Below are 22,360 nucleotides of genomic sequence, written 5' to 3' on the forward strand. Positions count from 1 at the left end.
CTGCCCCGTGCAGGAGCAGGGATCATATAACCACCAATCCGGAAAAACCTCCTTGCATCTTTTGTCATGAAAAAACTGCTCCTCATTGCTTTAGGTCTTGCCACCGGTGCCCTTGCCCAGGCCCAGGACCTGCACTACAGCCGCATCCAGGAAATGCGCACCTGGTACAACCAGGCCCTGCAAACGGATCGCCAGGCTACCGGCGCCCTCAACTATCGCACGCTGGATTACCAGGGCATCATTGCCTTCCGCACCGCCACCGGCCTTGTGGATGTGCCCCTGCTGCGCAAGGATGCCCATGATGCCAACAACGGTTACCTGAGCCTCACCGGGGGCGTGAGCATTGATAAAAGCAATAGCCGCGTGTTGCAAAACTTCAGTGGTATGGCCGGTGTCAGCTACTCGCTACCCGTAAATGCCGCCCGCAACACTTATGTGGCTGCGGGTTTCCAGGGTGCTTTTTTCCAGAACAGCACCAATATGGGTTCGGCTACCCTGCCCGACCAGTACGATAATTACCGCCTGGTGCCCAACCGCGCCACCGCCGATCCTTACGGCTCCGCAGAAGTGCATTATATCAGCCTGAATGCCGGCCTGAGTGTGTTTCACAAAAGCGAAGCGGTACAGTGGTATGCCGGTGCATCGATGCGGCACCTCAACGAGCCGCAGGCCAGCAACAGCAAGGGCGCCGGTTATAACCTGCCCCGCACCTATAGCGCACAGCTGGGTTATGTACGCCAGATTGACGGCGACCAGCGCATCGGGGTGCACACCGCCCTCAACTGGAAAGCCGAAGCCTATGAACACCTGGCCAACCTGCAGTACAACTACGAGTTCAACCGCTTTGGCTTCGACCGTGGACTGGGTTTTGGCCTGGGTTACCGCTACCAGGATGCCATCATCCCCAACTTCGAGTTTCGATTGGAGAAAACCACCTTTGGGTTTAACTATGATATCAATGTGGGCGGTATCCATAAAATGGGTATGCGCCGCACCAGCATGGAACTGGGTATCAAGCACCGGTTTTAATGTTATTCACAAATAAATGGTCAGCCCTCGCAGTTGCGGGGGCTTTTTTGTTGGTGCTCACAGATGGCACGGATGATTTCTTGGACATTTTGTACTAACTGCATGGTTGCTGGTTGCCGGTATTTTGAACTTAGGTGCAAGCCAATTGAGATGGGTAGGACTGTGTAGCGCTACCGCGATTTTGCGGTGGGTTTCATGCAAATGGCGCGGAGCAGCAGAGGGCACAAAGGAATGCTTTGGTACAAAACCAAGTACCCATCCGTGTTTATCTGTGCCATCTGTGAAACATACCCCTGATCTTAGGCTAGCCAATTGCATATTGCCATCTAAACTTGCAATCCCAATGACTACAGAAGTACTTACCGCTACCGCCATGGGTATTGCCCTGAGTGCCTGTTGCGGCTTCCGGGTGTTCATCCCGGTGCTGGCGGCCTCGCTTGCCGGCAGGCTGGGTGTGGTAGACCTGCCCACCGATATGGATTGGATGGCATCCCTGCCCGCCCTGATTGCTTTTGGGCTGGCAGCCGTACTGGAAATAGCGGCTTACTATATTCCCCTGGTAGACAACCTGCTCGATACCATTGCAACGCCACTTTCGGTGGGAGCAGGTACGGTACTGGCTTCTTCTTTATTGCCGCTCACCGAAGCGGAGCCCTTGCTGCGCTGGGGCACGGCCCTGGTGGCGGGTGGTGGTGCAGCCGGCACCATTCAGTTGGGTACAGGCCTGCTGCGGCTGATCTCTTCCAAAGCAACTGCCACCGTGGGCAACCCGGTGGTGGCCACTACCGAGAATGCCGCCGCAATAGGGGGCGCCATTTTCAGTTTTATCATACCGGTGGTGCTGGCGCTGATCTTATTGGTGCTGGTGGTGTGGGTGTTGGGAAAACTGGTGCGGACGGCGAGGAGGATGGGAAATGGATGATAGCCCATGGATAATGGACGATGGACCATGGTAGGAAAAGCTGCCTACTTTCCATAGTCTATCGTCAATGGACCATGGTCTGTCCTCAATGCTCCTGATTCAGCAACCGGAACAGCTGCACCAAGGCTGCTTCGTTCTTCAGTTTGAGCTTGTGCTTTTCTGTAAGCTGGCTGATGGCTGCAGCCTGTGCTGGCATTTGTTTAACCAGGTAGTCTTTGTCTTTTTTAACTGGTATTATTTTACCATCCGGCAGACTGGCATACAGCATTTCCTTTTTATAACCGCGTTCCTCTTCCGGGATATCTTCTTTGGCCAGGTAAATGGATTTAGCCTTGCAGCGTAGCAGCTGTACAGGCCCATCGGCCAGCAATTCGTAAAAAGTAGCTTCATCGTTGCGCTGTACCGGCGGGTAGCCGCTGCGGTATACTACCTGTATGCTATCGTCTTTTTTGATGATGCCCATGGAAAACTGCTGCACAGGATCGAGGAACTCCATCACCTGCCCGTTCTGCTGGTAGAAAAGCTGGTTGTTGTACACGTCAAAAAGCAAGGGCAGTTGTCTTTGCTGACCGCTGGTTTTGAGCGTCACCACGCCCGGCGACCACTGTTGTTTAATAAACAGCTTTTGTACATCATCGGTGACCTCCACCGGCGGCAGCGAGCCCATGGCAAGAGGCCGGGGTGTATAGCGCAACTCCTGCTGTTGGGAAAAGGCGGAACAGGCCATCAGCAGGTAAAAGGAGAGGAGGAGGGGCTTCATGGTTAGCGGGTTTGGTTTCAAGTTCGGAAAAAAACCAAAACCACAGGGGGAATAAAGATGATGGACGATAGACCATGGACCATAGTAAGAATAGTTGCCTTCTTTCCACCGTCCATGGTCCATCGTCCATGGTCTGATTCCTAATAGTCCACCACCTGCTCCACAATAGCCTCGGGCAGCTCGCGCCAGCCGTACTGCTGGTTGCGGAGCTGGGGCTCGAAGCCTGCCTCGCGGATGGCATCCTGGATGGTGCGGCTGGTAAAGCGGTGGGGAGCACCGGCGGCACTCACCACGTTTTCTTCGATCATGATGGAGCCAAAATCGTTAGCGCCGGCATGGAGGCAGGTTTGTGCGGTTTGTTTGCCCACGGTAAGCCAGCTGGCCTGTATGTTCTTTACGTTGGGTAGCATGATACGGCTGATGGCCACCATGCGGATATACTCTTCGGGTGTGGTGAGGTTCTGCACGCCACGGATGCGGGTAAGCAGGGTGTCCACATCCTGGAAGGTCCAGGCAATAAAAGCCAGGAAACCCTTGGCCTGCTCCGGCTTTTTGGCCTGCACCTCGCGGATGCGCACCAGGTGCTCGAAGCGCTCCTGTATGGTTTCCACGTGGCCAAACATCATGGTAGCCGATGTGGTGATATCCAGTTTGTGTGCTTCGTGCATGATGGCCAGCCATTCGTCGGCGCCGCACTTGCCTTTGGAGATGAGGCGGCGTACGCGGTCCACCAATATCTCGGCGCCGGCACCGGGCAGCGAGTCCATACCCGCTTCCTTGAGGGCTTTCAGCACCTCGTGGTGGCTGGCCTTTTCCAGCTTACAGATATGGGCCACTTCGGGTGGCCCGAGGGCGTGGAGGCGGATATCGGGGAACTCGGCTTTGATGGCCCTGAAGGTGTCTACATAAAACTGGAGGCCCAGCTCGGGGTGGTGGCCGCCCTGCAGCAGCAACTGGTCGCCACCATAACGGATGGTTTCCTCGATCTTGCGGCGGTAGGTAGGCATATCGGTGATATATGCCTCGGCATGGCCGGGTATGCGGTAGAAATTGCAAAACTTACAGTTGGCCACGCACACGTTGGTGGTGTTCACATTGCGGTCGATCTGCCAGGTAACCTTGCCATGGGGTACCTGCTTTTTGCGCAGCTCGTCGGCAATCATCATCAGGTCGGTAAGCGGTGCGTGGTGGAAGAGGTGCATGCCTTCTTCAACACTCAGAAAACCAAAGTCCAGGGCTTTGGCATACAATGCGGATAAATCCATAGAACTGCAAATTTAGGTTACCGGGCTTTCCCTTTTACGAAGGAGCAGAAACAGAGCGAATTGGGGGTTAACTTTAAGAAAATAGTTTGGGGTTAGGAGTTTGGGGTTTGGGATTAAACCAACCCCAAACCCCAAACTCCTAACTCTTAACCTAATCCATGCGCACCCTTTTGCTTGCCCTTCTTTGCTTGCTGCATGCTGTAAACACGCTGGCCCAGGAAGAGTTCATCCAGCCTTCCCGGTATCTTACCCGTGTGCCCATGGAGCTGCTTACCGGCGGCGTCATCATCATGCAGGCACGTTTTGCCAGTTTCCCTGATACGCTCAACTTTATCCTGGATACGGGCAGCGGCGGCATCTCGCTCGACAGCAGTACCTCGCGGTACCTGGGACTGGAGCCTACCCCGTCGGACCGCACCATCCGGGGTATTGCGGGCATCCGGCAGGTGAGTTTTTTATACAACCAAAAACTGCATTTCCCCGGCCTTACCATCGACAGCCTTAACTTCCACGTCAACGATTACGAACTGCTCACCTCTGTGTACGGTCTCCGCATCGATGGCATTATCGGATACTCGGTGCTGAGCCGGTACATCGTCAAGATCAACTACGATTCTTCTTATGTGGAGTTCTGGAGCCGTGGCAATATCCGGTACCCGCGGGGAGGCTTTATGCTGCGGCCCATCATTGCCAGCCAGCCGGTAACCTTTATGCGGGTAAGGGAAGAGCGCGACCTGACCAGCCGCTTTTTGTTTGACATCGGCGCCGGCCTCAACCTGATGCTAAGCACCGATTTTGTACGCGACAGTGCCGTGCTGAGCGGCAAACGCAAAATGTATGTCAAACAGGTGGAGGGCCTGGGCGGTAAGGTGGATATGAAAATGACGGTGCTGAAAGAAGTGAAGATCGGGCCGTACAAGTTTCGCAATGTACCCATCTATGTTTTTGAGGACGAGTTCAATATCACTTCCTATCCTTACCTGGGGGGTATTTTGGGCAATGACCTCCTGCGCAGGTTCAACCTCATCATGAACTACGAAAAGCGCGATTTTTACCTTACGCCCAATACGCATTACAACGATATTTTCGATTATACCTATACCGGCCTGGAACTCTACTACCTCGACGGCAAGATTTTGCTGGGCGATGTGGCCCGCGGCTCGCCTGCCGAAAGGGCGGGGCTGAAGGAAGAAGACGTGGTTGTGGCCATCAACAAGAAGTTTACCCAAAACCTGCAGGCATTCAAAAACGAACTGCAGAACAGCCGCGAAAAGATCAAGATCATCGTGCTGCGCGGCGGCGAGCTGAAGGAGTTTGAGTTTAAGGTAGAAAACATCATGAAGCGGTAGGGGAAGGTTGGGGGTTTTAGAGTTTGGCGTTGGCGTTGGGCGCCTGCAAGGGAGTAGGGTTAGTGAGGCGAAAACAGGGCAGCAGCCTTGGGCTTGCGCCACAGCCCAGGTGAAAAGCGGAACTTTTAGATTTTACCCACACTACGCTGGCTTTTAAGCCAGCTTAATCCTTCAATTTTTTCCGGAAAACACCTTAGCAGTGAATATTGCTTTCGTATCAACGTGATCTTATGAAAACTGGTCTTTCAGGCGGTCAGCGAATCCTTGTTGTTTTTGTATGGTTTGTAGTGGTCATTATTGGTTTTATGATAAAGCTGCCATCGGGTTTCCGGCACATTGATAAAGAATTGCACGCAACCTTTTACTTTCTGGCGGCTGCTTTTTTGAATGTTTTATTTGCACGGACAAACCTTGTCAGGCATGTGCTGATCTTTATTGGGCTTTACCTGTTCGGTATGGCAATAGAATTCGGGCAGGCCTACTCTAATAGATTCTATCGCCGCCGGATACATGGGCGCTTCGACCCGGAAGATCTTCAATGGAACTTAAAAGGTTTAATGGCCTTTTCGCTGTTTTGGTTGATTTGTATAGCCGGTATAATTCTTTACAACAAAGCCACATCAAAAAACAAGCTGTAAGATTCGCCCCACGACAGCGGCCTTGAATTGTGGCCGCACGAGCCAGTGAAAATCTGGAATAAACCTCCTTTACCGCCGTTCATTTGGTTCGATGCTGTTCGGCTATCTTTGCGGCCACCTCAGTGGAAAAGGCCGCTGCCGGCTGTAAAGCCAGGGGTGCAAATAATTTTTTGGATGCTCCAACCCACTTATACGGAACTGCTAGCCTGTCCTTCCTGTAAATCGCCTTTGGAGGCGCAGGGCCAGCGGTATGTGTGCCAGAACGAAGCCTGCCAGGGCATGTACCCCATTCAGGGCGGCATCCCGGTGCTCATCAGCGAAGACAATGAAATTTTCAGCCAGCAGGATTTTGCCCGGGAGCAGGATATTTATTTCCGTACCTACAAAAGCCGGCTGATGCAGGTGCTGCAAAAGGTTCAGCCTGATGTGAGCACCAACCTGAGCGCGGCAAGGAACTACCGTTTTTTGGCCCGCGAGCTGGCTTCCCGCAAGGGGTTGCGCATACTGGTAATTGGCGGCAGCATCGATGGCTATGGCATCGGCGAGCTAAAACAAAACCTGCCCGCCGATGCGCTGTTGGTGGAAGCCGATGTATCGTACGGGCCCAATACCAAAATGATCTTTGACTCGCACCAGATACCTTTCCGGGACGAAACCTTCGACCTGGTGGTGGCGCAGGCCGTGCTGGAGCATGTGCTCGACCCCTTTGTCTGTGTAGCCGAAATGCACCGGGTGCTGAAGACGGGTGGAATGGTATACGCCGAAACGCCCTTTATGCAGCAGGTGCACGGCGGCCGTTACGATTTTCACCGCTTTACCCACCTGGGCCACCGAAGGCTGTTCCGCCATTTTGTACAGGTGGAAAGCGGTATTGTTTCGGGGGCGGGCTCCGCATTGGCATGGGCCTTGAAATATGTGGTCACCAGTTTTGCCCGCAACAAGAAGATGGACAAGGTGCTCAGCTATTCGGCGCCCTTCCTCTTTTTTTGGGTTAAATACCTCGACCTGCTGATTGGCCGGACGCGGGGATCGCTCGACTCGGCATGTGGCTATTTTTTTATGGGCCGCAAAGAGCCGGGTTATGTACTTTCCGATAAAGAATTGCTGGCATCGTACAAGGGGTTGCGGGGAAATGTAAATTAGTATCTCAGACGGTCTACATTTAGATTTGTATAGATAAGGGCGTTATGGGGATGAATACGGAACATGGCACAAGGAGAACCGTGCTACTCTGTGTCCTCCCTGTCTCCGTGGTTCCCTGATCTGATTGCAGCTGTCGTTATCAAAACAACCTGCAAGGGGTTGTGCATCGAATTATTCCAAACAATAAAATTTTTACCAACGTGGTTCAGTTTGACCGATTTGTGCTGGCTAACGGCCTGCGGGTGCTGGTGCACCAGGATACTTCCACGCCCATGGCGGTGGTGAACGTGATGTACGATGTGGGTGCCCGGGACGAAAACCCTGCGCAAACGGGCTTTGCGCACCTCTTTGAGCACCTGATGTTTGGCGGCTCCATCAACATCCCCGAATACGACGAGCCCCTGCAGATGGCCGGAGGCGAGAACAATGCCTATACCTCCAACGACGTTACCAACTACTATATACAGCTGCCCGCCGACAACATTGAGACGGCCTTTTGGCTGGAAAGCGACCGCATGCTGTCGCTGGCCTTTACCGATAAAAGCCTGGATGTGCAACGCAAGGTGGTGTGCGAGGAGTTCAAGGAGCACTACCTCAACAAACCCTATGGCGACGTGTGGCTGAAGATGCGCGAGCTGGCCTATACCACGCATCCTTACCGCTGGATGACCATTGGTAAAGAGTTGTCGCATATTGAAAATGCGCAGCTGCAGGATGTAAAGAATTTCTTCTTCAAACACTACCGGCCCAACAATGCCATATTGGTGGTGGCAGGTAATGTTACTACAGAAAAGGTGAAGGAACTGGCGGAAAAATGGTTTGGTCCTATCGAGGCGGGTGAGCCCTATGTGCGCAACCTGCCGCAGGAGCCCGCACAATCGGCGCCCCGCAAACTGGAAGTGAACGCACCCGTGCCGCTGGATGCTTTATACAAATGCTGGCATATCTTTTCGCGTACGGATGACCGTTATTATGGCACCGACCTCATTACCGAAATCTTGGGTGGCGGCGGCTCATCCAGGCTGTACCAGGCCCTGGTAAAAGAGCAGAAGCTTTTTTCCAATATCGAGTGTTATCACCACGGCACCATCGATGCGGGTCTGCTCACCATTGAAGGCAAGCTGGTAAAAGGCGTGAACATCGCCGATGCGGAAAAAGCCATCGATGCCGAACTGGAAAAACTGAAAGCCGAGATCATCAGCGAAACAGAACTGCAGAAAGTGAAGAACAAAACCGAGAGCATGATTGCTTTTGAAGACATGAGCGTGATGAACCGCGCCAACAGTCTTGCGTTTTACGAACTGCTGGGCGATGCCACCATGATGAATACCGAACTGCAGCGCTACCAGAAAGTATCGGCGCAGGACATTCACCAACTGGCCAACGATATTTTTAAAGAAAGCAACTGCAGCACGCTGTGGTATTTATCAAAAAACTAAAAGTCAAAAGGCAATATTCAAAAACGCTCGAAATGGGCAAGGTCACTTGACTTTTGATTTTTGCCTCAATAGCCCAACTCCATGGAAAAGATACATCCGCAAACGCTCAACCGCACACAGCCTCCGCGCATCAAGGATGCTGTTGAGTTTGACCTGCACCTGAAGTCTTATGAAAAGTTTACCCTCGACAACGGTATTGAAGTGTATGCCGTAGATGCAGGCGCTGAAGAAGTGATGCAGATCGAGTGGGTGTTTTATGCAGGCAACTGGTTTGAGCAGAAAAACCTCGTGGCTGCCTCTGCCAACTTCCTGCTGAAGAACGGCACCAGCACCAAAACGGCTTTCGAGATCAACGAGCATTTTGAATACTATGGTGCTTATCTCAACCGCACCTGTTATAATGAAACGGCAAGCGTTTCGATGCACACCCTGTCGAAGCACCTGGAGCACCTGTTGCCCGTGGTAAAGGAGCTGATCACGGATTCCGTGTTTCCGCAGGAAGAGCTGGACACCTACCGCCAGAACATGCAGCAAAGGTTGCGGGTAAACCTGAAGAAGGGCGACTTTGTTGCCAACCGCCTCATTGATGTATACCTCTATGGTGAGGAGCATCCTTATGGTAAGTATGCGAAGAGTGAAGACTTTGACGCACTCACCCGCGAAGAGATCCTCCAGTTTTATAAAGAGTACTACCAGGAAGGAAGGCTGGTGATTTTTGTTGCAGGCAAGCTGCCGGCCAACACTTTTGAGCTGCTCAACAAAAGCTTTGGCGACCTGAAGACCAGGCCCGTTGAAGTGTCCCCCATCCTGGCCCTGCCTGCCGCAGAAAAGAAGTACCGCGTTACCAATGATGCCAGCGGCGTACAGGGTGCCATCCGCATCGCGCAGCCCTTCCCCAACAGGCACCACCCCGACTTCATGAAGGTGCAGGTGCTCAACAACCTTTTTGGCGGTTTCTTTGGTTCGCGCCTGATGAGCAATATCCGCGAAGACAAGGGTTATACCTATGGCATCTACAGCTACCTGCAAAATCATATCCAGCAAAGTGCCTGGGTGATTTCCACCGAGGCCGGCCGCGATGTGAGCGAGGCTACGGTGCAGGAAGTGTACAACGAAATGGAGCGCCTGCGCAAGGAGCCGGTGGGCGCCGAGGAACTGCTGTTGGTGCAGAACTATATGATGGGTTCCATACTGGGCGACCTGGATGGCCCGTTCCATATCATCGGCCGCTGGAAGAATATCATTCTCAACAACCTGGAAGGCCAGTTCTTCTACGACCAGATCAATACCATCAAGAACGTATCGGCAGAGGAACTGCAGGCCCTGGCCAACAGGTACCTGCAGCCGGAGTTGTTTTACGAACTGGTGGTAGTGTAGGGTAATTAGCTAATTAGCCAATGAGCTAATGTGCTAAGCCGTTCTTAGTGCAATAGCAGCTACTTTAGCGCATAAACAAAGATGCTGGGTTAAGCTTTAGCACATTATCAATTTAGCTCATTAGCAAATCAACCATGGGTTTTATCTTCAACATCCTTGCTACTGCCGCAGCTGCCCTGGTGGCTGCGTATTTACTTCCGGGTGTCAGCATTTCCAGTGTGCCCACGGCAATCATTGTGGCGCTGGTGCTGGCCCTGCTCAACACTTTTGTAAAGCCCATTCTGATTATGCTCACCATCCCGGTTACCTTGGTTACCCTTGGCCTGTTCCTGCTGGTGATCAATATCCTGATCATCAAGTGGACGGCCAGCCTGGTATCGGGCTTCCAGGTGGATGGCTGGCTGGCGGCCTTGTTGTTTAGCCTGATCGTATCGGTGGTGAACTCCGTTTTTCACGGGCTGGCCAAAAGGAGTGAAGCCTGATATAAAAAGGCTAACCTGATTGGATAAACGGGAAAAGCTGCAAGCTTCAAGTAAGTGATTCGGTTCTGTGGTTTTCAAATACAAAGTATAATGGATGGAGTCAAAAAGGCGGCCTGTTGCAACAGCGCTTTTTTGACTTTTTAATTTGTAGCGGTTATGATGGAGTACCAACGCAAAGGTTTGTCCAACGAAACACTAAAAGACTTGTACCGGCGCTTGTTGTGGCCCCGGCTGATAGAAGAGAAGATGCTGGTACTGTTGCGGCAGGGGCGCATTTCCAAGTGGTTCAGCGGCATTGGGCAGGAGGCTATTTCGGTAGGCGCTACGGCTGCCCTGCAGCAGGAGGAATGGATCTTTCCGCTACACCGCAACCTGGGTGTGTTCACGGGCCGCGGTATGCCTTTGCATCAACTGTTCAAACAGTGGCAGGGTGCGCAGGATGGTTACAGCAAGGGGCGGGAGCGCAGTTTTCATTTTGGCAGTGCCGATCACCATGTGTGCGGGATGATCTCGCACCTGGGTCCGCAATTGACGCTTGCAAACGGCGCAGCATTGGCAGCCAAACTAAAAGGTGCAGGAAAGGTGGCCCTTGCTTTTACCGGCGATGGCGGTACATCGGAAGGCGACTTTCATGAAGCCCTCAACGTAGCTGCCGTATGGGACCTGCCGGTAATTTTTATTATTGAAAACAATGGCTACGGTTTGAGCACGCCGGTTAATGAACAATACCGCTGCACACAGCTTGCAGACAGGGGGAAAGGTTATGGCATGGAAAGCGTTACCATCGATGGCAACGACATTTTAACGGTATACGATACCATCAAGGGTGTACGCGATTATTGCCTCCAGCACCAGAAGCCTTACCTGGTGGAATGTATGACCTTCCGGATGCGGGGGCATGAAGAAGCCAGTGGTACCAAGTATGTACCCAAGGAGTTGTTTGAAACATGGGCCGAAAAAGACCCGATCAAAAACTATGAAACATGGCTGCTGCAGGAAGGGGTGATGGGTGCCGATGAAACAGCACATATCAGGCAAAGCCAGCAGCAACAAATAGAAGCGGAACTGGCCATGGGCTTTCAGTCGGAGCCGGTACAGGTAAGCAGCGAAAAGGAGCTTGCCGATGTATATGCGCCGCATACCGTGAAATACCCGTTGCGGCAGGTGCAGGATACTGCTGCGCGGTCCTTGCGTTTTATCGATGCCATCTCGGAAGCTTTGCGGCAAAGCATGGACTGGCACACCAACCTGGTGCTGATGGGGCAGGATATTGCCGCATATGGCGGTGCCTTCAAAATCACTGAAGGCTTTGTACAGCAATATGGCAAAGAAAGGGTGCGCAACACGCCCCTGTGTGAAAGTGCGATCATTGGTGCCGCACTGGGCCTGAGCCTGGAAGGGTACAAGAGCATGGTGGAAATGCAGTTCGCCGATTTTGTATCGGTGGGCTTCAACCAGATTGTAAACAACCTGGCCAAAATTCATTACCGCTGGGGCCAGAACGCCGATGTCGTCATCAGGATGCCTACGGGCGGTGGTGTGGGTGCAGGGCCTTTTCACAGCCAGAGCAATGAAGCCTGGTTTGTGCACACTCCCGGGCTTAAAGTGGTATACCCCTCCACACCCGAAGATGCCAAGGGCTTACTGATTGCCGCCATCAACGATCCCAACCCCGTTATTTATTTTGAACACAAAGCCCTTTATCGCAGCATCAGCGGCCCGGTACCCGAAGCTTATTATGAAGTGGAAATCGGCAAGGCCCGGCAGGTAAAGGTGGGGGAGGAACTGTCCATCATCACTTACGGCGCTGGTGTGCATTGGGCCGAAGCCTTTGCCGCCGAACACCCCGAGATCGACCTGGATATTCTTGATCTGCGCAGCCTGCTGCCTCTGGATTATGATGCCATCCAAGCTTCGGTGCAGCGTACCGGAAAGGTACTATTGCTACACGAGGACACACTTGTGGGTGGTATTGGCGGCGAGCTGGCCGCCTGGATTGCCGAACACTGCTTCGAGTGGCTGGACGCACCGGTGATGCGTTGTGCTTCGCTGGATACGCCGGTGCCTTTTCATACGGAGCTGGAGCAGAACTTTCTCGCCAAAAGCAGGCTGGGGGAGGTGGTGGATAGGTTATTGGGGTATTAACTCCGAAATCAGCGAGACACCTAACAGGTTTTTAAAACCTGTTAGGTGTGGCTTAAGGCCTGTTAGGTGTAGTCCTCCCTATAATCAATCATCATTTTCATGTTCCAGAAAAGCCTGTCGTTCTAATACTGTATCTCGGTATTGCTCATGGTAGTGCAAAAAATTATCTCGTCCGCCAAACCATTCTAAAACTTCCTGTCGCGTCAACTTGGTAGGTACATCCCGCAACATGCTGTGAAAAGAAGTGTGTTCGTACTTTTTATAATCATTTACAAAGCCATGCTTTTGTGGATTGCCATGAATGTAAAAGACCAACTCCTGTAACATTATTCCTCTATCAACACATTTCCGCCGGAAACGTTCCTGAAACAAGCTGCCGGTGCGGTTATACGCTTTATTGATGCTTTTAGCATAAGCATTGAAGCAATTGGCAAATTGTTGGGAGAGGATACACCTAACAGGTCTTGGAGACCTGTTAGGTATGGATACAACAGGGTGCTTGTCTGAAAAGTAAAAGTCTGGCGGGTTGGGCTGCTTCATCTTTACCAAGAAATGGAAGTGATTGCGCATCAACGCATACGCATAAGTATCGGCAATGGGACTAACATACCTTGCCCAAAGTTGTAAGAAGTAATCATAGTTGCGGGGTTCAATAAAGATATTTTCTCTGTTGTTGCCCCTGTTATAGATATGGTAGTAGCAATTGGGAACAAGGGGTTCGAGTGTTTCCTGGTGCATGGTAGGTGGTTTTGGTTTTTTGCGGCAGGCTTTAGGTAAACACCTGACAGGTTTTTAAAACCTGTGAGGTGTGGCTCAAACTTGGGCGGTGTATTCCAAAATACAAAAGCCCACCGGGTGATCAAAGTCACCGGAAATGTTCCTGTTCAAACATTAGTTTAGTAGCATCACTCCTAAACCTTTTACCATGAAAAAGAACATGGGCGCTACCGACCGCATCCTTCGTGTTGTAATTGCCACAATAATTGTGGGCTTGTACTTTGGTAATGTTATTACCGGAACCCTGGGAATTGTATTGCTGGTGGTTGCCGGTGTATTTGCGCTGACTAGCCTGGTTGGATATTGCCCCTTGTATGCGCCTTTTGGTATCAATACCTGTGGTTATAAAAACACCTAACAGGTTTTTGGAACCTGGTAGGTGTTTTTTTGGAAACCTACAAGGTTTTAATAACCTTATAGGTTTAATTACTTCCCTTATCCCCCACAAACCACTGCTCCTTGTTTTTAAACAGCACATTAAAGGTGGTTAGCGAGCCATAGCAACGGGTTATGTATTGTTGGAGGTTCACCTTATCCTCATCGCTCAGCGTCTTATGGGCGTTTACCTGTTGCTCCAGCACCCGCAGGCGGTCGCGGAGCATCACGATTTTGTGAAAGAAGTCTTCAATGGGCAGTTCCTTTGGCTTCAGGCCTTTGTCGGCAGGCTGCAGCAGGAGGGTACCGCCCTGCCAGCGTTCGCCCAGGGGCACTACTTCGCCAAAGCCATTCCACTGGCGCAGTATTTTGAGCAGGGAGCGCTCCACTTCGGAGTGGGTCTCTATTTCTTCCGTTACATTTTCGGGAATGATCTCTTCCAGCTGGTCGTCGGTTTTATCCACTTCCTTAATGCCATGATGGATAAAGGAGATCAGGTAAGTGGCGTAGCGAATGCCTACAATTACGCCGGGGCCGTATTGGGTATGCTGGAGACGGGTGCCGATGCCTAGGGTGAGCATGGTGAATGTTTGTTGTTTTTGGTTTTTGTTTTCAGTTGGATCAAACCTTTACCTACAAAGGCTTATTTGATCAATGCAACGATAAACCAAAAACTAAAAACAAAAAACTCAAAACCCCTTACTTCTGCTCCACATCCGGTGAGCTTCCTTGATATACGCCTGGAAGTCGTAATCGTTGCTGTAAACGGTAAACTCGTAGGTAGGCCGGTGGGCTTTCATAAAGGCATCGAGGTCTTCACCGGTCAGGTTGGTCAGGCGGCGGACCAGGGCTTTATTGAAACGGTAGTCTATGTATTTATCCTGCTCCTGCAGCAACAGGCGGGCCTGGAATCGCTCCATGCTTTTGTTCTTGCGGAACTGAAAGACGCGGATCAGTTCGTTGATATCGATACCGGCACCGGTAGGACCGATAGATGTCATGGTGCCCAGGTTGGGCCGCTGGAAGTTGAACGCCTTGGCATAATCTTCCCGGTTCTGGAGCGAATCCTCGCGGTAGTTGCGGGGCCTGATGCGCAGGTCCCGCATCACCGTCACCCGCACCTGCAGGGCAATGTTGAACTGATTGATATCATTGATGCCCAGCACCGGGAACTTCATGGTGGGCTTGCCCAGGTAAGAAAACCAGATGGAATCTTTTTCGCCAACGGCAATATTGTAGCGGCCATTGGCATCGGTAACGGTACCTGCACCACTGGTGCTGATCACACTCACCGCTTCCAGTGGCACCGACCGGGAAGAGTCGAACACCGTGCCCTGTATCCGGTATTGCGCCAGCGCAGCACTACCCAGCAGGCAGGCCACCACAAGCAACAACGGTTTGATCAATACAGGTACGTGCAACAGCCTCATGCCGGGCAAATAACGAAAGAATAAGTGAATGGTATGGTAAAAGCAACCGGGTTTGGGGTTAGGAGTTTGGGGTTAAGGGTTACAACCCCAAACTCCTAACCCCAAACACTTAACTATTCCAACGCCGCATACACCATATTTTTAAACTTATCATGTATTTCGCCGTGGCTGTTGGGCAGCAGGTTGATAAAGAGCTGGCCGACGATTTTCTTCTCGGGGTCTATCCAGTACTGCGAGGAGAAATAGCCGCCCCAGGAAAAACTGCCCTCGGATAGTGCAGTGTAGGCCTTGCTTTGGGGGGTTACCAGTTCGAAGCCGAGGCCAAACTTATGTCCCCAGCCGCGTTCGATGGCGCCGATCTGGTTGGTGGTCATCAGCCGCACGGTGGCGGGTGCCAGCAGCCGAACGCCGTTATAGGTGCCGCCGTTCAGCAGCATCTGCATAAATAAGGCATAGTCGTAGGCCGTGGACGAAAGACCAGCGCCGCCGGAGAAATAAGTGCCCGGGGCAGCGGGGTAGTTGGGGTTTACGCCACGGGAAGCAGTGGCATCGGTCACCGCCAGTTTCTTGTCCCTGTCTTCTGTGTGCAGGGGCACCAGGCGGCTGTACTTGCTTTGGGGCAGGTAGAAATAAGTATCCTTCATGCCCAGCGGGGTAAAGATGCGCTGCTGGAAATAGCGGTCGAGGGGCATACCGCTGATCACTTCAATTACATAACCCAGTACATCGGTGTTGAGGCCATAGGTGAACTTTTCACCAGGCTGGTGCTGCAGGGGCAGGGTACCCAATATTTTCATTTTATCACCCAAAACCACACCCTGCGGTGCGCCAATGCCACTGATAACGCCTGCTTTGGCATAAATGGCGTTCATCTCGGGCGAGCCGATACCGGCATAGCCAATACCCGAACTATGACTCAGCAACTGCCGTAGGGTGATCTCCGATTTTGCCGGGCTCGTAGTATAAGAGGTATCGGCCTTATTAAAGGAAGCCAGCACTTTGGGGCTCCTGAACTCCGGGATGTACTTGGATACAGGATCGTCGAGCAGCAGCTTGCCTTCTTCCCACAGCATCATGATACCCACCGAGGTGATGGCCTTGGTTTGCGAGGCAATGCGGAAAATAGCGTCTTTGGTGAGGGGTGTACCTTTGGCAACATCGCTGTAGCCAATGGCTTTGTGGTAAATGATCTTGCCATCTTTGGCCACAATGGCGGTGGCGCCGGGTATCCAGCCTTTGTCCACGTACTCCTGCAGCAGGGCATCAATACGGGCCAGCCTTGCCGCCGATACGCCGGTGGTTTGGGTGGCAGGCTGCAACAGCACCGAGGTTTTCAGGGCAGGCTGCGCCTGTGCAATGCCGCAGGCAAGAAGCAGGATGGAAAGCAGATGTTTCATATTGTGTTTGGTTTGGAAGAGTTTTAGAGGCAATGGACGATGGACCATGGACCATGGACCATGGTCTATCGTCTATCGTCTATGGTCTATGGTCTATGGTCTATGGTCTATGGTCTATGGTCATTGACGACTGACGACTGACGACTGACGACTCAAAAAAAGCCACCTAAGATACAACACACCCTCCTTCCTTTATCCGCAACCTACCGTCGTCCGTAGTCCTAGTGGTCTGTCGTCCTGCCTTCATCCCTGCTCCCGAAGCAGTTGCTCAATTACCCTGGGGTAGTGCTCGTGCTCCAGTTCATGAATTTTTTGGGCAAGGGAATCAGGGGTGTCGGAGGCATCCACCGGGCAGGAAGCCTGGAAGATGGTATCGCCATGGTCGTAGTGCTCGTCTACATAATGTATGGTGATGCCGCTTTCTTTTTCCGCCGCTGCCACCACTGCCTGGTGCACAAAAGCACCGTACATGCCTTTACCGCCCCATTTGGGCAGGAGGGCAGGGTGAATATTGACAATTTTCCGGGGATAGGCATCGATAAGGGTAGTAGGCACTTTCCACAAAAAACCGGCAAGTACCACGAAGTTGATCCCTTTGGCCTGCAGTTCAGGTACATAGCCGTCGCCACGCAGGAAGCGTTCCCGTTCAATAACCAGGGTAGGTATGCCCGCGTCGGCAGCAACCTGCAACACGCCAGCGCCGGGTTTGTTGCAAACAACCAGGCTTACTTGTGCAAGGGTGGAGGCTCCGGTATTAAAATGTTCTATAATCTTACGGGCATTGCTACCTGCACCCGAAGCAAAAACGGCCAACTGAATCATGCGCTAAAGCTAAGTAGTGATCTGCACACAGAAAGACAATGTTCCAACGGCGATAAATTTTGGTCCCAAATCCAGGCATCAAATAGTTAAAATTTTTTAACCGTTTGGTTTGCTCTGTGACCAAAAAAGCCCATTTTTGGGTAAGACATTAAACAAATTCACCGATTGTTGAATTGTCTGAAAATTGTCAAACAAAGCTGGTTGAACAAAGAAAATCCACGCGGCAAAAATCGCTGAAACTCAAGCTGGAAGCGGGTTGAAAAAAATTTCTAACGTTTGGATTTTTGTAAAATTCCTGTCATATTTTTGCACCCAATTCAGGAATTTATCCACAATTTAGATCACCAGCATCTATGATTTTCATCAAGCAAAAAGTGAAGAAGGCCCTATTGGCAGGAATTGTTACGCTTCTCTCTTTTACTTCCATAAAAGCACAAGACGGAAAGCAGCTCTTTCAGGGCAACTGCCAAAGCTGTCACGCTATCAACAAGCAACTGACTGGACCTGCGCTTGCCGGTCTAGAAACCCGTGGGCCCTGGACAGATCGCAAGAACCTGTACAAGTGGATCCACAACCCTGCAGCCTTCATTCCCACTACCCCTTATACTAAGGAGCTGCAGGCGCAGTTTGGTGGCCAGATCATGCCTGCCTTCCCCCAACTGGCTGAAGGTGACATTGACGCCATCGTAGATTATATCAACAAAACTGCCGCTGCCGATGCTGCTCCCAAAACCGATACAACGGGTGCTGGTGGCGCCGCTGCTGCCGATAGCGGTGGCCAGAGCGCAGTGGTTTTTGGTATCATCTCACTGGTACTGGCCCTGGTAGCGCTCATCCTGCTGCAGGTAAACAGCAACCTGAAAAAGCTCTCCGACGACAAAGAAGGCATCCTCCGTCCTGATCCTGTTCCTTTCTACCGCAATAAAATTTACATCTCCCTGCTGGCCCTGGTGCTGTTTGTGGTGGGTGGTTATTTTGTAAGCAAGGGCGCCATCAACATGGGCCGCCAGAAAGGATATGCACCTGACCAGCCGATCTTCTACTCGCACAAAGTACACGCTGGCGTCAACCAGATCAACTGTTTGTATTGCCACGGCAGCGCATGGGAAAGCAAACATGCCGCCATTCCCTCGGTGAATATCTGTATGAACTGTCACAAGGCCATCAACACTTACGAGAAAGGCCCCAAGCTGTACGACCAGGCTGGCAACGAGATCAACGGTACCCAGGAAATCCAGAAGCTGTACAAGTATGCAGGCTTCACTGCCGGACAGGCATGGGACCCCGCAAAAGCAACGCCGATCGAGTGGGTTAAAATTCACAACCTCCCCGACCACGTATACTTCAACCACGCACAACACGTAAACGCCGGTAAAGTAGCCTGCCAAACCTGCCACGGCAATATCCAGGAAATGGATGTGGTAGAGCAGAAAGCCGACCTGAGCATGGGCTGGTGTATCAACTGTCACCGCGAGTCGAAGGTGAACTTCAACAACAGGAGCGACAGCACCGGCAACAAGTTCTACAGCATCTACGAGAAGTTCCACAACGACCTGAAGAGCGGTAAGATGGACAGCGTAACTGTAAAAGACATTGGTGGTACCCAGTGTATGAAGTGTCACTACTAAGCCTTAGCCATAAGAAAGCACAACACGACGAACTCAATTTTTATCAAATAAAATAGTGTCCCGTACCCACGGGATGGAGTAACATGGAAAATAAGTATTGGCAAAGTTTCGCTGAGCTGAACGACAACGAGAATTTTCAAAAGCAAAACAAAGACGAGTTCCGCGAAGAGCTGCCTTTTGGAGATATCGATGATAAAGGTCTGCTCGACAGCAAAACACCACGCCGTGATTTCCTGAAATACCTGGGCTTCTCTACTGCCGCAGCATCGCTGGCAGCCTGTAAGCAGCCCGTACGCAAAGCCGTTCCTTATGTAAACCGCCCCGAAGAAATCGTTCCCGGTGTGGCTTCTTACTATGCTACCACTTTTACCACCGATGGTGAAGTGCTGCCCATCGTTGCCAAAGTGCGCGATGCACGCCCCATCAAAATAGAAGGTAACACCGTGTGCTCGTACACACTGGGTGGTACCTCGCCCCGCGCACAGGCTTCCGTACTGGACCTGTACGACACTTACCGCCTCACACATCCCCGCCGCAAGCAGGGCGACAAGTACCAGGAGATCCCTTCTTTCGATCAGCTGGACAAACAGGTAACAGAAGCACTGGCAGGCCTGGGTGGCCGCCCCGTGGTTCTGCTTACCCATACCATTGCCTCTCCTTCTACCCAACAGGTAATCAGCGAATTCCTGGCTAAATACCCCGGAAGCCGCCACGTTCAGTACGATGCTGTTTCGTACAGTGGTATGCTGCTGGCCAACGAAGCTTCGTTTGGTCGCCGTGTACTCCCCACCTTCGAGTTCGACAAGGCTGATGTGATTGTTAGCCTTGGCGCCGACTTCCTCGGTACCTGGGTAAGCCCCGTTGAAAATGCCCGCAAGTATTCTTTCGGCCGCAAGATCAACGAGCAGAACCCCACCATGAGCAAGCACTACCAGTTTGAGTCGTACATGAGTATGACCGGTGCTTCTGCCGATGAGCGCTTTACCCACCGTCCTTCGGAAACCGGTGCTGTGGCACTGGCCCTGTTGCAGGCTGTAGGTGGCGCCGTTAGCGCTCCCGCCATTGCCGATGCAAAGCTGAAGGCAGGCATTGCCAAGGTAGCCGCCGACCTGAGAAAGCACAACGGCCGTGCCTTGGTGGTATGCGGAAGCAACGACCCCAACGTACAACAGGTGGTAAACGCCATCAACGCCGCTGTAGGCGCTGTGGGCACAACCCTCAACTTTGCCCAGCCCAACCTCACCAAGGCTGGTGTAGATAAAGACCTGGTAGACCTGGTAGCGCAAATGAATGCCGGTCAGGTTGGTGCCCTGCTCATTGCCGGTGCCAACCCCGCCTACGAGTACTTTGATACAAAGGCTTTTGCGAGCGCCCTGCAAAAAGTGAAGTTCTCTGTTTCTTTCAACGAGAAAGCAGATGAAACTACCGAGCTGACCACCTACCAGGTGCCCATGCACCACTACCTGGAAAGCTGGGGTGATTTTGAACCTAAAACTGGTTATTTCGCCTTCCAACAGCCTACCATTGCGCCCCTGTTCAAAACCCGTCCGTTCCAAACCTCGCTGCTGAAGTGGGCTGGCAACGGTACTGATTACGATACTTATTTCCGCCAGTTCTGGATCAGCCGCCTGGGAGGTTTGCCCGCCCTGGACAAGGCCCTGCAGGATGGTGTGCTGGAGGGAGGTACTGCCGCCCGCAGCCTGGCAGGTATTGCCGCTGCTGCCGTTAGCGACAGCACAGTAGCTGCTCGTGTAGTTACTTCGGTAGGTGGTGCTTCCTTCAACGGAGCCGGTGTAGGTGCTGCCGCTGCAGCCATCGCTGCCACCAAAGCAGGGAAGGACGAACTTGTTATTTACCAGAACATAGCCATGGCTTCCGGTAAGCAATCGGGCAACCCCTGGCTGCTGGAAGTTCCCGATCCGATCACCAAGGCTACCTGGGACAACTACGCCATGATCTCTACTGCCAAGGCAGACGAGCTGGGCATCAAATACAAAACTTCCGATTACGAATATTACCCCGACAAGCCGGTAATCAAAATCAGCGTAGCCGGCAAAGAAGTAAGCCTGCCCGCACTGGTAATCCCCGGTATGAACGCCAACACCATTGCAGTAGCTGTAGGTTATGGCCGCAACGCTGGATTTGGCAAAGCTTCTGAAGGTGTAGGTAAAAATGTTTTCCCCTTTGCCCGTTTCAACGGCACCACTGTTGACTATTCCAACAACGTTACCGTTGCTGCCGAAACCTTTGGCACGGAAAAGGTTGCTCAAACGCAGATCCACCAGTCGTACGAGGGCCGTACCGAAGTAGTAAAGGAAACAACCCTGGCTACCTTCGTTGCCAATCCAACCATGTTCTCTTCTTTCCGCGAAGAGCTGGCAAAAGACTATGCGCCCAAAAGTGGTGACTACCGCAAGGAAGCTACCCTTTACGGCGACCACGTACAGCCCGGACCCAAGTGGGGCATGTCTATCGACATGAACTCCTGTATCGGTTGCCAGGCCTGCGTTGTAGCCTGCCACACCGAGAACAACGTTCCCGTGGTAGGTAAGAGTGAAGTGCTGCGTTACCACGATATGCACTGGCTGCGTATCGACCGCTACTTTGTGAGCGACGAGAACAACCCCGATGACGTAAAAGCGGTGGTGTTCCAGCCCATGATGTGCCAGCACTGCGACAACGCGCCTTGCGAAAACGTATGTCCCGTAGCTGCTACCATGCACAACGAAGAAGGTATCAACCAGATGGCCTACAACCGTTGCATCGGTACCCGTTATTGCGCCAACAACTGTCCTTATAAAGTACGCCGCTTCAACTGGGCCGATTACACCGGCGCCGACTCGTTCAAAGACAACCAGGACCAGAAACTGGTAGGCGAGCTGGACCCCGTAGTATTCCAGATGAACGACGAGCTGACCCGCATGGTACTCAACCCCGACGTTACCGTGCGCAGCCGTGGTGTAATGGAAAAATGCTCTTTCTGCGTACAGCGTACCCAGGCAGGCAAGCTGAAGGCAAAACTGGAAAACCGCCAGCTGAAAGGCGACGAAATCCAGAGCGCCTGTGCCCAGGCCTGTCCTACCGGTGCCATCGTTTTCGGAAACGTAAACGACGAAACCAGCACGGTAGCACAGCTGCGTGAAAACAACAACGGCCGCCTGTTCTACGTAATCGAGCAGATCCACACCCTGCCTAACGTAAGCTACCTGGCCAAGATCCGCAACACCGAAGAGATCGTACAGGTGAAGCGTGAAACTGCCGGTGGCGAACACCAGGGCCAAGGTGAAACACCGGGTGCCAACGCCGACCAGAAAGCAGAAAAAGCAGGTCACGAAGCGCACTAATCAAGAGGACGGAAAAAAGATAATAGAAAAGAAAACAG

19 protein-coding genes are annotated in these 22,360 nt (G+C 52.2%); 12 read left to right on the forward strand and 7 right to left on the reverse strand.

The genetic code is table 11. The features are described 5' to 3' along the window. Positions 1-66: 66 nt before the first annotated feature. Entirely contained in the window at positions 67-1,029 is a 963-nt protein-coding gene (locus BUE76_RS03275) for a PorP/SprF family type IX secretion system membrane protein (RefSeq protein WP_073045377.1), read from the forward strand. A 343-nt stretch (positions 1,030-1,372) separates the two neighbouring features. Next, complete coding sequence (locus BUE76_RS03280) at positions 1,373-1,951, forward strand: DUF4126 domain-containing protein (RefSeq protein WP_073045379.1); 579 nt, start codon at positions 1,373-1,375, stop codon at positions 1,949-1,951. Positions 1,952-2,036: 85 nt separating this feature from the next. Here the strand turns inward: BUE76_RS03280 and BUE76_RS03285 are convergent, their stop codons facing one another. Both BUE76_RS03285 and mqnC read right to left on the reverse strand, forming a co-directional pair. Next, entirely contained in the window at positions 2,037-2,711 is a 675-nt protein-coding gene (locus BUE76_RS03285; RefSeq protein ID WP_073045381.1) for a hypothetical protein, read from the reverse strand. Between the two features lie 140 nt (positions 2,712-2,851). Further along, positions 2,852-3,976, reverse strand: a complete 1,125-nt coding sequence (mqnC, locus tag BUE76_RS03290; protein WP_073045383.1) for a cyclic dehypoxanthinyl futalosine synthase — start codon at positions 3,974-3,976, stop codon at positions 2,852-2,854. A 158-nt stretch (positions 3,977-4,134) separates the two neighbouring features. Between mqnC and BUE76_RS03295 the strand changes: the two genes are divergently transcribed. The 7 genes from BUE76_RS03295 to BUE76_RS03325 all read left to right on the forward strand — a co-directional run bounded on the left by BUE76_RS03295 (position 4,135) and on the right by BUE76_RS03325 (position 12,549). Continuing rightward, positions 4,135-5,325, forward strand: coding sequence for an aspartyl protease family protein (locus tag BUE76_RS03295; protein ID WP_073045385.1), 1,191 nt, complete (start codon positions 4,135-4,137; stop codon positions 5,323-5,325). A 230-nt stretch (positions 5,326-5,555) separates the two neighbouring features. After that, a complete protein-coding gene (locus BUE76_RS03300; RefSeq protein ID WP_073045387.1) occupies positions 5,556-5,963 on the forward strand; it encodes a hypothetical protein in 408 nt (135 codons plus the stop codon). A gap of 174 nt (positions 5,964-6,137) precedes the next feature. Further along, on the forward strand, positions 6,138-7,106 hold the full coding sequence (locus tag BUE76_RS03305) for a methyltransferase domain-containing protein (RefSeq protein ID WP_073045389.1): 969 nt from the start codon (positions 6,138-6,140) through the stop codon (positions 7,104-7,106). A gap of 161 nt (positions 7,107-7,267) precedes the next feature. Continuing rightward, entirely contained in the window at positions 7,268-8,545 is a 1,278-nt protein-coding gene (locus BUE76_RS03310; protein ID WP_254049518.1) for a M16 family metallopeptidase, read from the forward strand. Between the two features lie 81 nt (positions 8,546-8,626). Continuing rightward, positions 8,627-9,922, forward strand: coding sequence for a M16 family metallopeptidase (locus BUE76_RS03315; protein ID WP_073045392.1), 1,296 nt, complete (start codon positions 8,627-8,629; stop codon positions 9,920-9,922). Between the two features lie 134 nt (positions 9,923-10,056). Beyond that, entirely contained in the window at positions 10,057-10,404 is a 348-nt protein-coding gene (locus BUE76_RS03320; RefSeq protein WP_073045394.1) for a phage holin family protein, read from the forward strand. A gap of 156 nt (positions 10,405-10,560) precedes the next feature. Beyond that, positions 10,561-12,549 (forward strand): alpha-ketoacid dehydrogenase subunit alpha/beta, encoded by a 1,989-nt coding sequence (locus tag BUE76_RS03325; protein WP_245798392.1) that lies wholly within the window; start codon positions 10,561-10,563, stop codon positions 12,547-12,549. A gap of 84 nt (positions 12,550-12,633) precedes the next feature. Here the strand turns inward: BUE76_RS03325 and BUE76_RS03330 are convergent, their stop codons facing one another. After that, positions 12,634-13,287, reverse strand: coding sequence for a transposase (locus BUE76_RS03330; protein ID WP_073045396.1), 654 nt, complete (start codon positions 13,285-13,287; stop codon positions 12,634-12,636). Positions 13,288-13,474: 187 nt separating this feature from the next. Between BUE76_RS03330 and BUE76_RS03335 the strand changes: the two genes are divergently transcribed. After that, positions 13,475-13,684 carry a YgaP family membrane protein gene (locus tag BUE76_RS03335; protein ID WP_073045398.1) on the forward strand — a complete coding sequence of 70 codons (210 nt, stop codon included), beginning with the start codon at positions 13,475-13,477 and terminating at the stop codon, positions 13,682-13,684. Positions 13,685-13,748: 64 nt separating this feature from the next. Here BUE76_RS03335 and BUE76_RS03340 read toward each other — a convergent pair whose 3' ends face one another. From BUE76_RS03340 to purN, 4 genes are all read right to left on the reverse strand, one after another. Beyond that, entirely contained in the window at positions 13,749-14,282 is a 534-nt protein-coding gene (locus BUE76_RS03340) for a hypothetical protein (RefSeq protein ID WP_073045400.1), read from the reverse strand. A gap of 108 nt (positions 14,283-14,390) precedes the next feature. Next, complete coding sequence (locus BUE76_RS03345) at positions 14,391-15,131, reverse strand: carboxypeptidase-like regulatory domain-containing protein (RefSeq protein ID WP_073045402.1); 741 nt, start codon at positions 15,129-15,131, stop codon at positions 14,391-14,393. Between the two features lie 113 nt (positions 15,132-15,244). Beyond that, entirely contained in the window at positions 15,245-16,528 is a 1,284-nt protein-coding gene (locus BUE76_RS03350; protein WP_073045404.1) for a serine hydrolase domain-containing protein, read from the reverse strand. A 243-nt stretch (positions 16,529-16,771) separates the two neighbouring features. Then, entirely contained in the window at positions 16,772-17,350 is a 579-nt protein-coding gene (purN, locus tag BUE76_RS03355; RefSeq protein ID WP_073045406.1) for a phosphoribosylglycinamide formyltransferase, read from the reverse strand. A gap of 353 nt (positions 17,351-17,703) precedes the next feature. Here purN and BUE76_RS03360 point away from each other — a divergent pair, with 353 nt between their 5' ends. Then, positions 17,704-18,978, forward strand: coding sequence for a c-type cytochrome (locus tag BUE76_RS03360; protein WP_073045408.1), 1,275 nt, complete (start codon positions 17,704-17,706; stop codon positions 18,976-18,978). 83 nt (positions 18,979-19,061) lie between these two features. Further along, on the forward strand, positions 19,062-22,322 hold the full coding sequence (locus BUE76_RS03365) for a TAT-variant-translocated molybdopterin oxidoreductase (RefSeq protein ID WP_073045410.1): 3,261 nt from the start codon (positions 19,062-19,064) through the stop codon (positions 22,320-22,322). The last annotated feature ends 38 nt before the right edge of the window (positions 22,323-22,360 follow it).

This window comes from Cnuella takakiae (assembly GCF_001953305.1).
Taxonomy (GTDB): domain Bacteria; phylum Bacteroidota; class Bacteroidia; order Chitinophagales; family Chitinophagaceae; genus Flavisolibacter; species Flavisolibacter takakiae.

Excerpts from the sequence above, each read along its gene's own strand:
- BUE76_RS03275 (WP_073045377.1), top strand. The coding sequence starts at position 67 with ATGAAAAAACTGCTCCTCATTGCTTTAGGTCTTGCCACCGGTGCCCTT.
- BUE76_RS03280 (WP_073045379.1), top strand. The coding sequence starts at position 1,373 with ATGACTACAGAAGTACTTACCGCTACCGCCATGGGTATTGCCCTGAGT.
- BUE76_RS03285 (WP_073045381.1), bottom strand. The coding sequence starts at position 2,711 with ATGAAGCCCCTCCTCCTCTCCTTTTACCTGCTGATGGCCTGTTCCGCC.
- mqnC (WP_073045383.1), bottom strand. The coding sequence starts at position 3,976 with ATGGATTTATCCGCATTGTATGCCAAAGCCCTGGACTTTGGTTTTCTG.
- BUE76_RS03295 (WP_073045385.1), top strand. The coding sequence starts at position 4,135 with ATGCGCACCCTTTTGCTTGCCCTTCTTTGCTTGCTGCATGCTGTAAAC.
- BUE76_RS03300 (WP_073045387.1), top strand. The coding sequence starts at position 5,556 with ATGAAAACTGGTCTTTCAGGCGGTCAGCGAATCCTTGTTGTTTTTGTA.
- BUE76_RS03305 (WP_073045389.1), top strand. The coding sequence starts at position 6,138 with ATGCTCCAACCCACTTATACGGAACTGCTAGCCTGTCCTTCCTGTAAA.
- BUE76_RS03315 (WP_073045392.1), top strand. The coding sequence starts at position 8,627 with ATGGAAAAGATACATCCGCAAACGCTCAACCGCACACAGCCTCCGCGC.
- BUE76_RS03320 (WP_073045394.1), top strand. The coding sequence starts at position 10,057 with ATGGGTTTTATCTTCAACATCCTTGCTACTGCCGCAGCTGCCCTGGTG.
- BUE76_RS03325 (WP_245798392.1), top strand. The coding sequence starts at position 10,561 with ATGATGGAGTACCAACGCAAAGGTTTGTCCAACGAAACACTAAAAGAC.
- BUE76_RS03330 (WP_073045396.1), bottom strand. The coding sequence starts at position 13,287 with ATGCACCAGGAAACACTCGAACCCCTTGTTCCCAATTGCTACTACCAT.
- BUE76_RS03335 (WP_073045398.1), top strand. The coding sequence starts at position 13,475 with ATGAAAAAGAACATGGGCGCTACCGACCGCATCCTTCGTGTTGTAATT.
- BUE76_RS03340 (WP_073045400.1), bottom strand. The coding sequence starts at position 14,282 with ATGCTCACCCTAGGCATCGGCACCCGTCTCCAGCATACCCAATACGGC.
- BUE76_RS03345 (WP_073045402.1), bottom strand. The coding sequence starts at position 15,131 with ATGAGGCTGTTGCACGTACCTGTATTGATCAAACCGTTGTTGCTTGTG.
- BUE76_RS03350 (WP_073045404.1), bottom strand. The coding sequence starts at position 16,528 with ATGAAACATCTGCTTTCCATCCTGCTTCTTGCCTGCGGCATTGCACAG.
- purN (WP_073045406.1), bottom strand. The coding sequence starts at position 17,350 with ATGATTCAGTTGGCCGTTTTTGCTTCGGGTGCAGGTAGCAATGCCCGT.
- BUE76_RS03360 (WP_073045408.1), top strand. The coding sequence starts at position 17,704 with ATGATTTTCATCAAGCAAAAAGTGAAGAAGGCCCTATTGGCAGGAATT.
- BUE76_RS03365 (WP_073045410.1), top strand. The coding sequence starts at position 19,062 with ATGGAAAATAAGTATTGGCAAAGTTTCGCTGAGCTGAACGACAACGAG.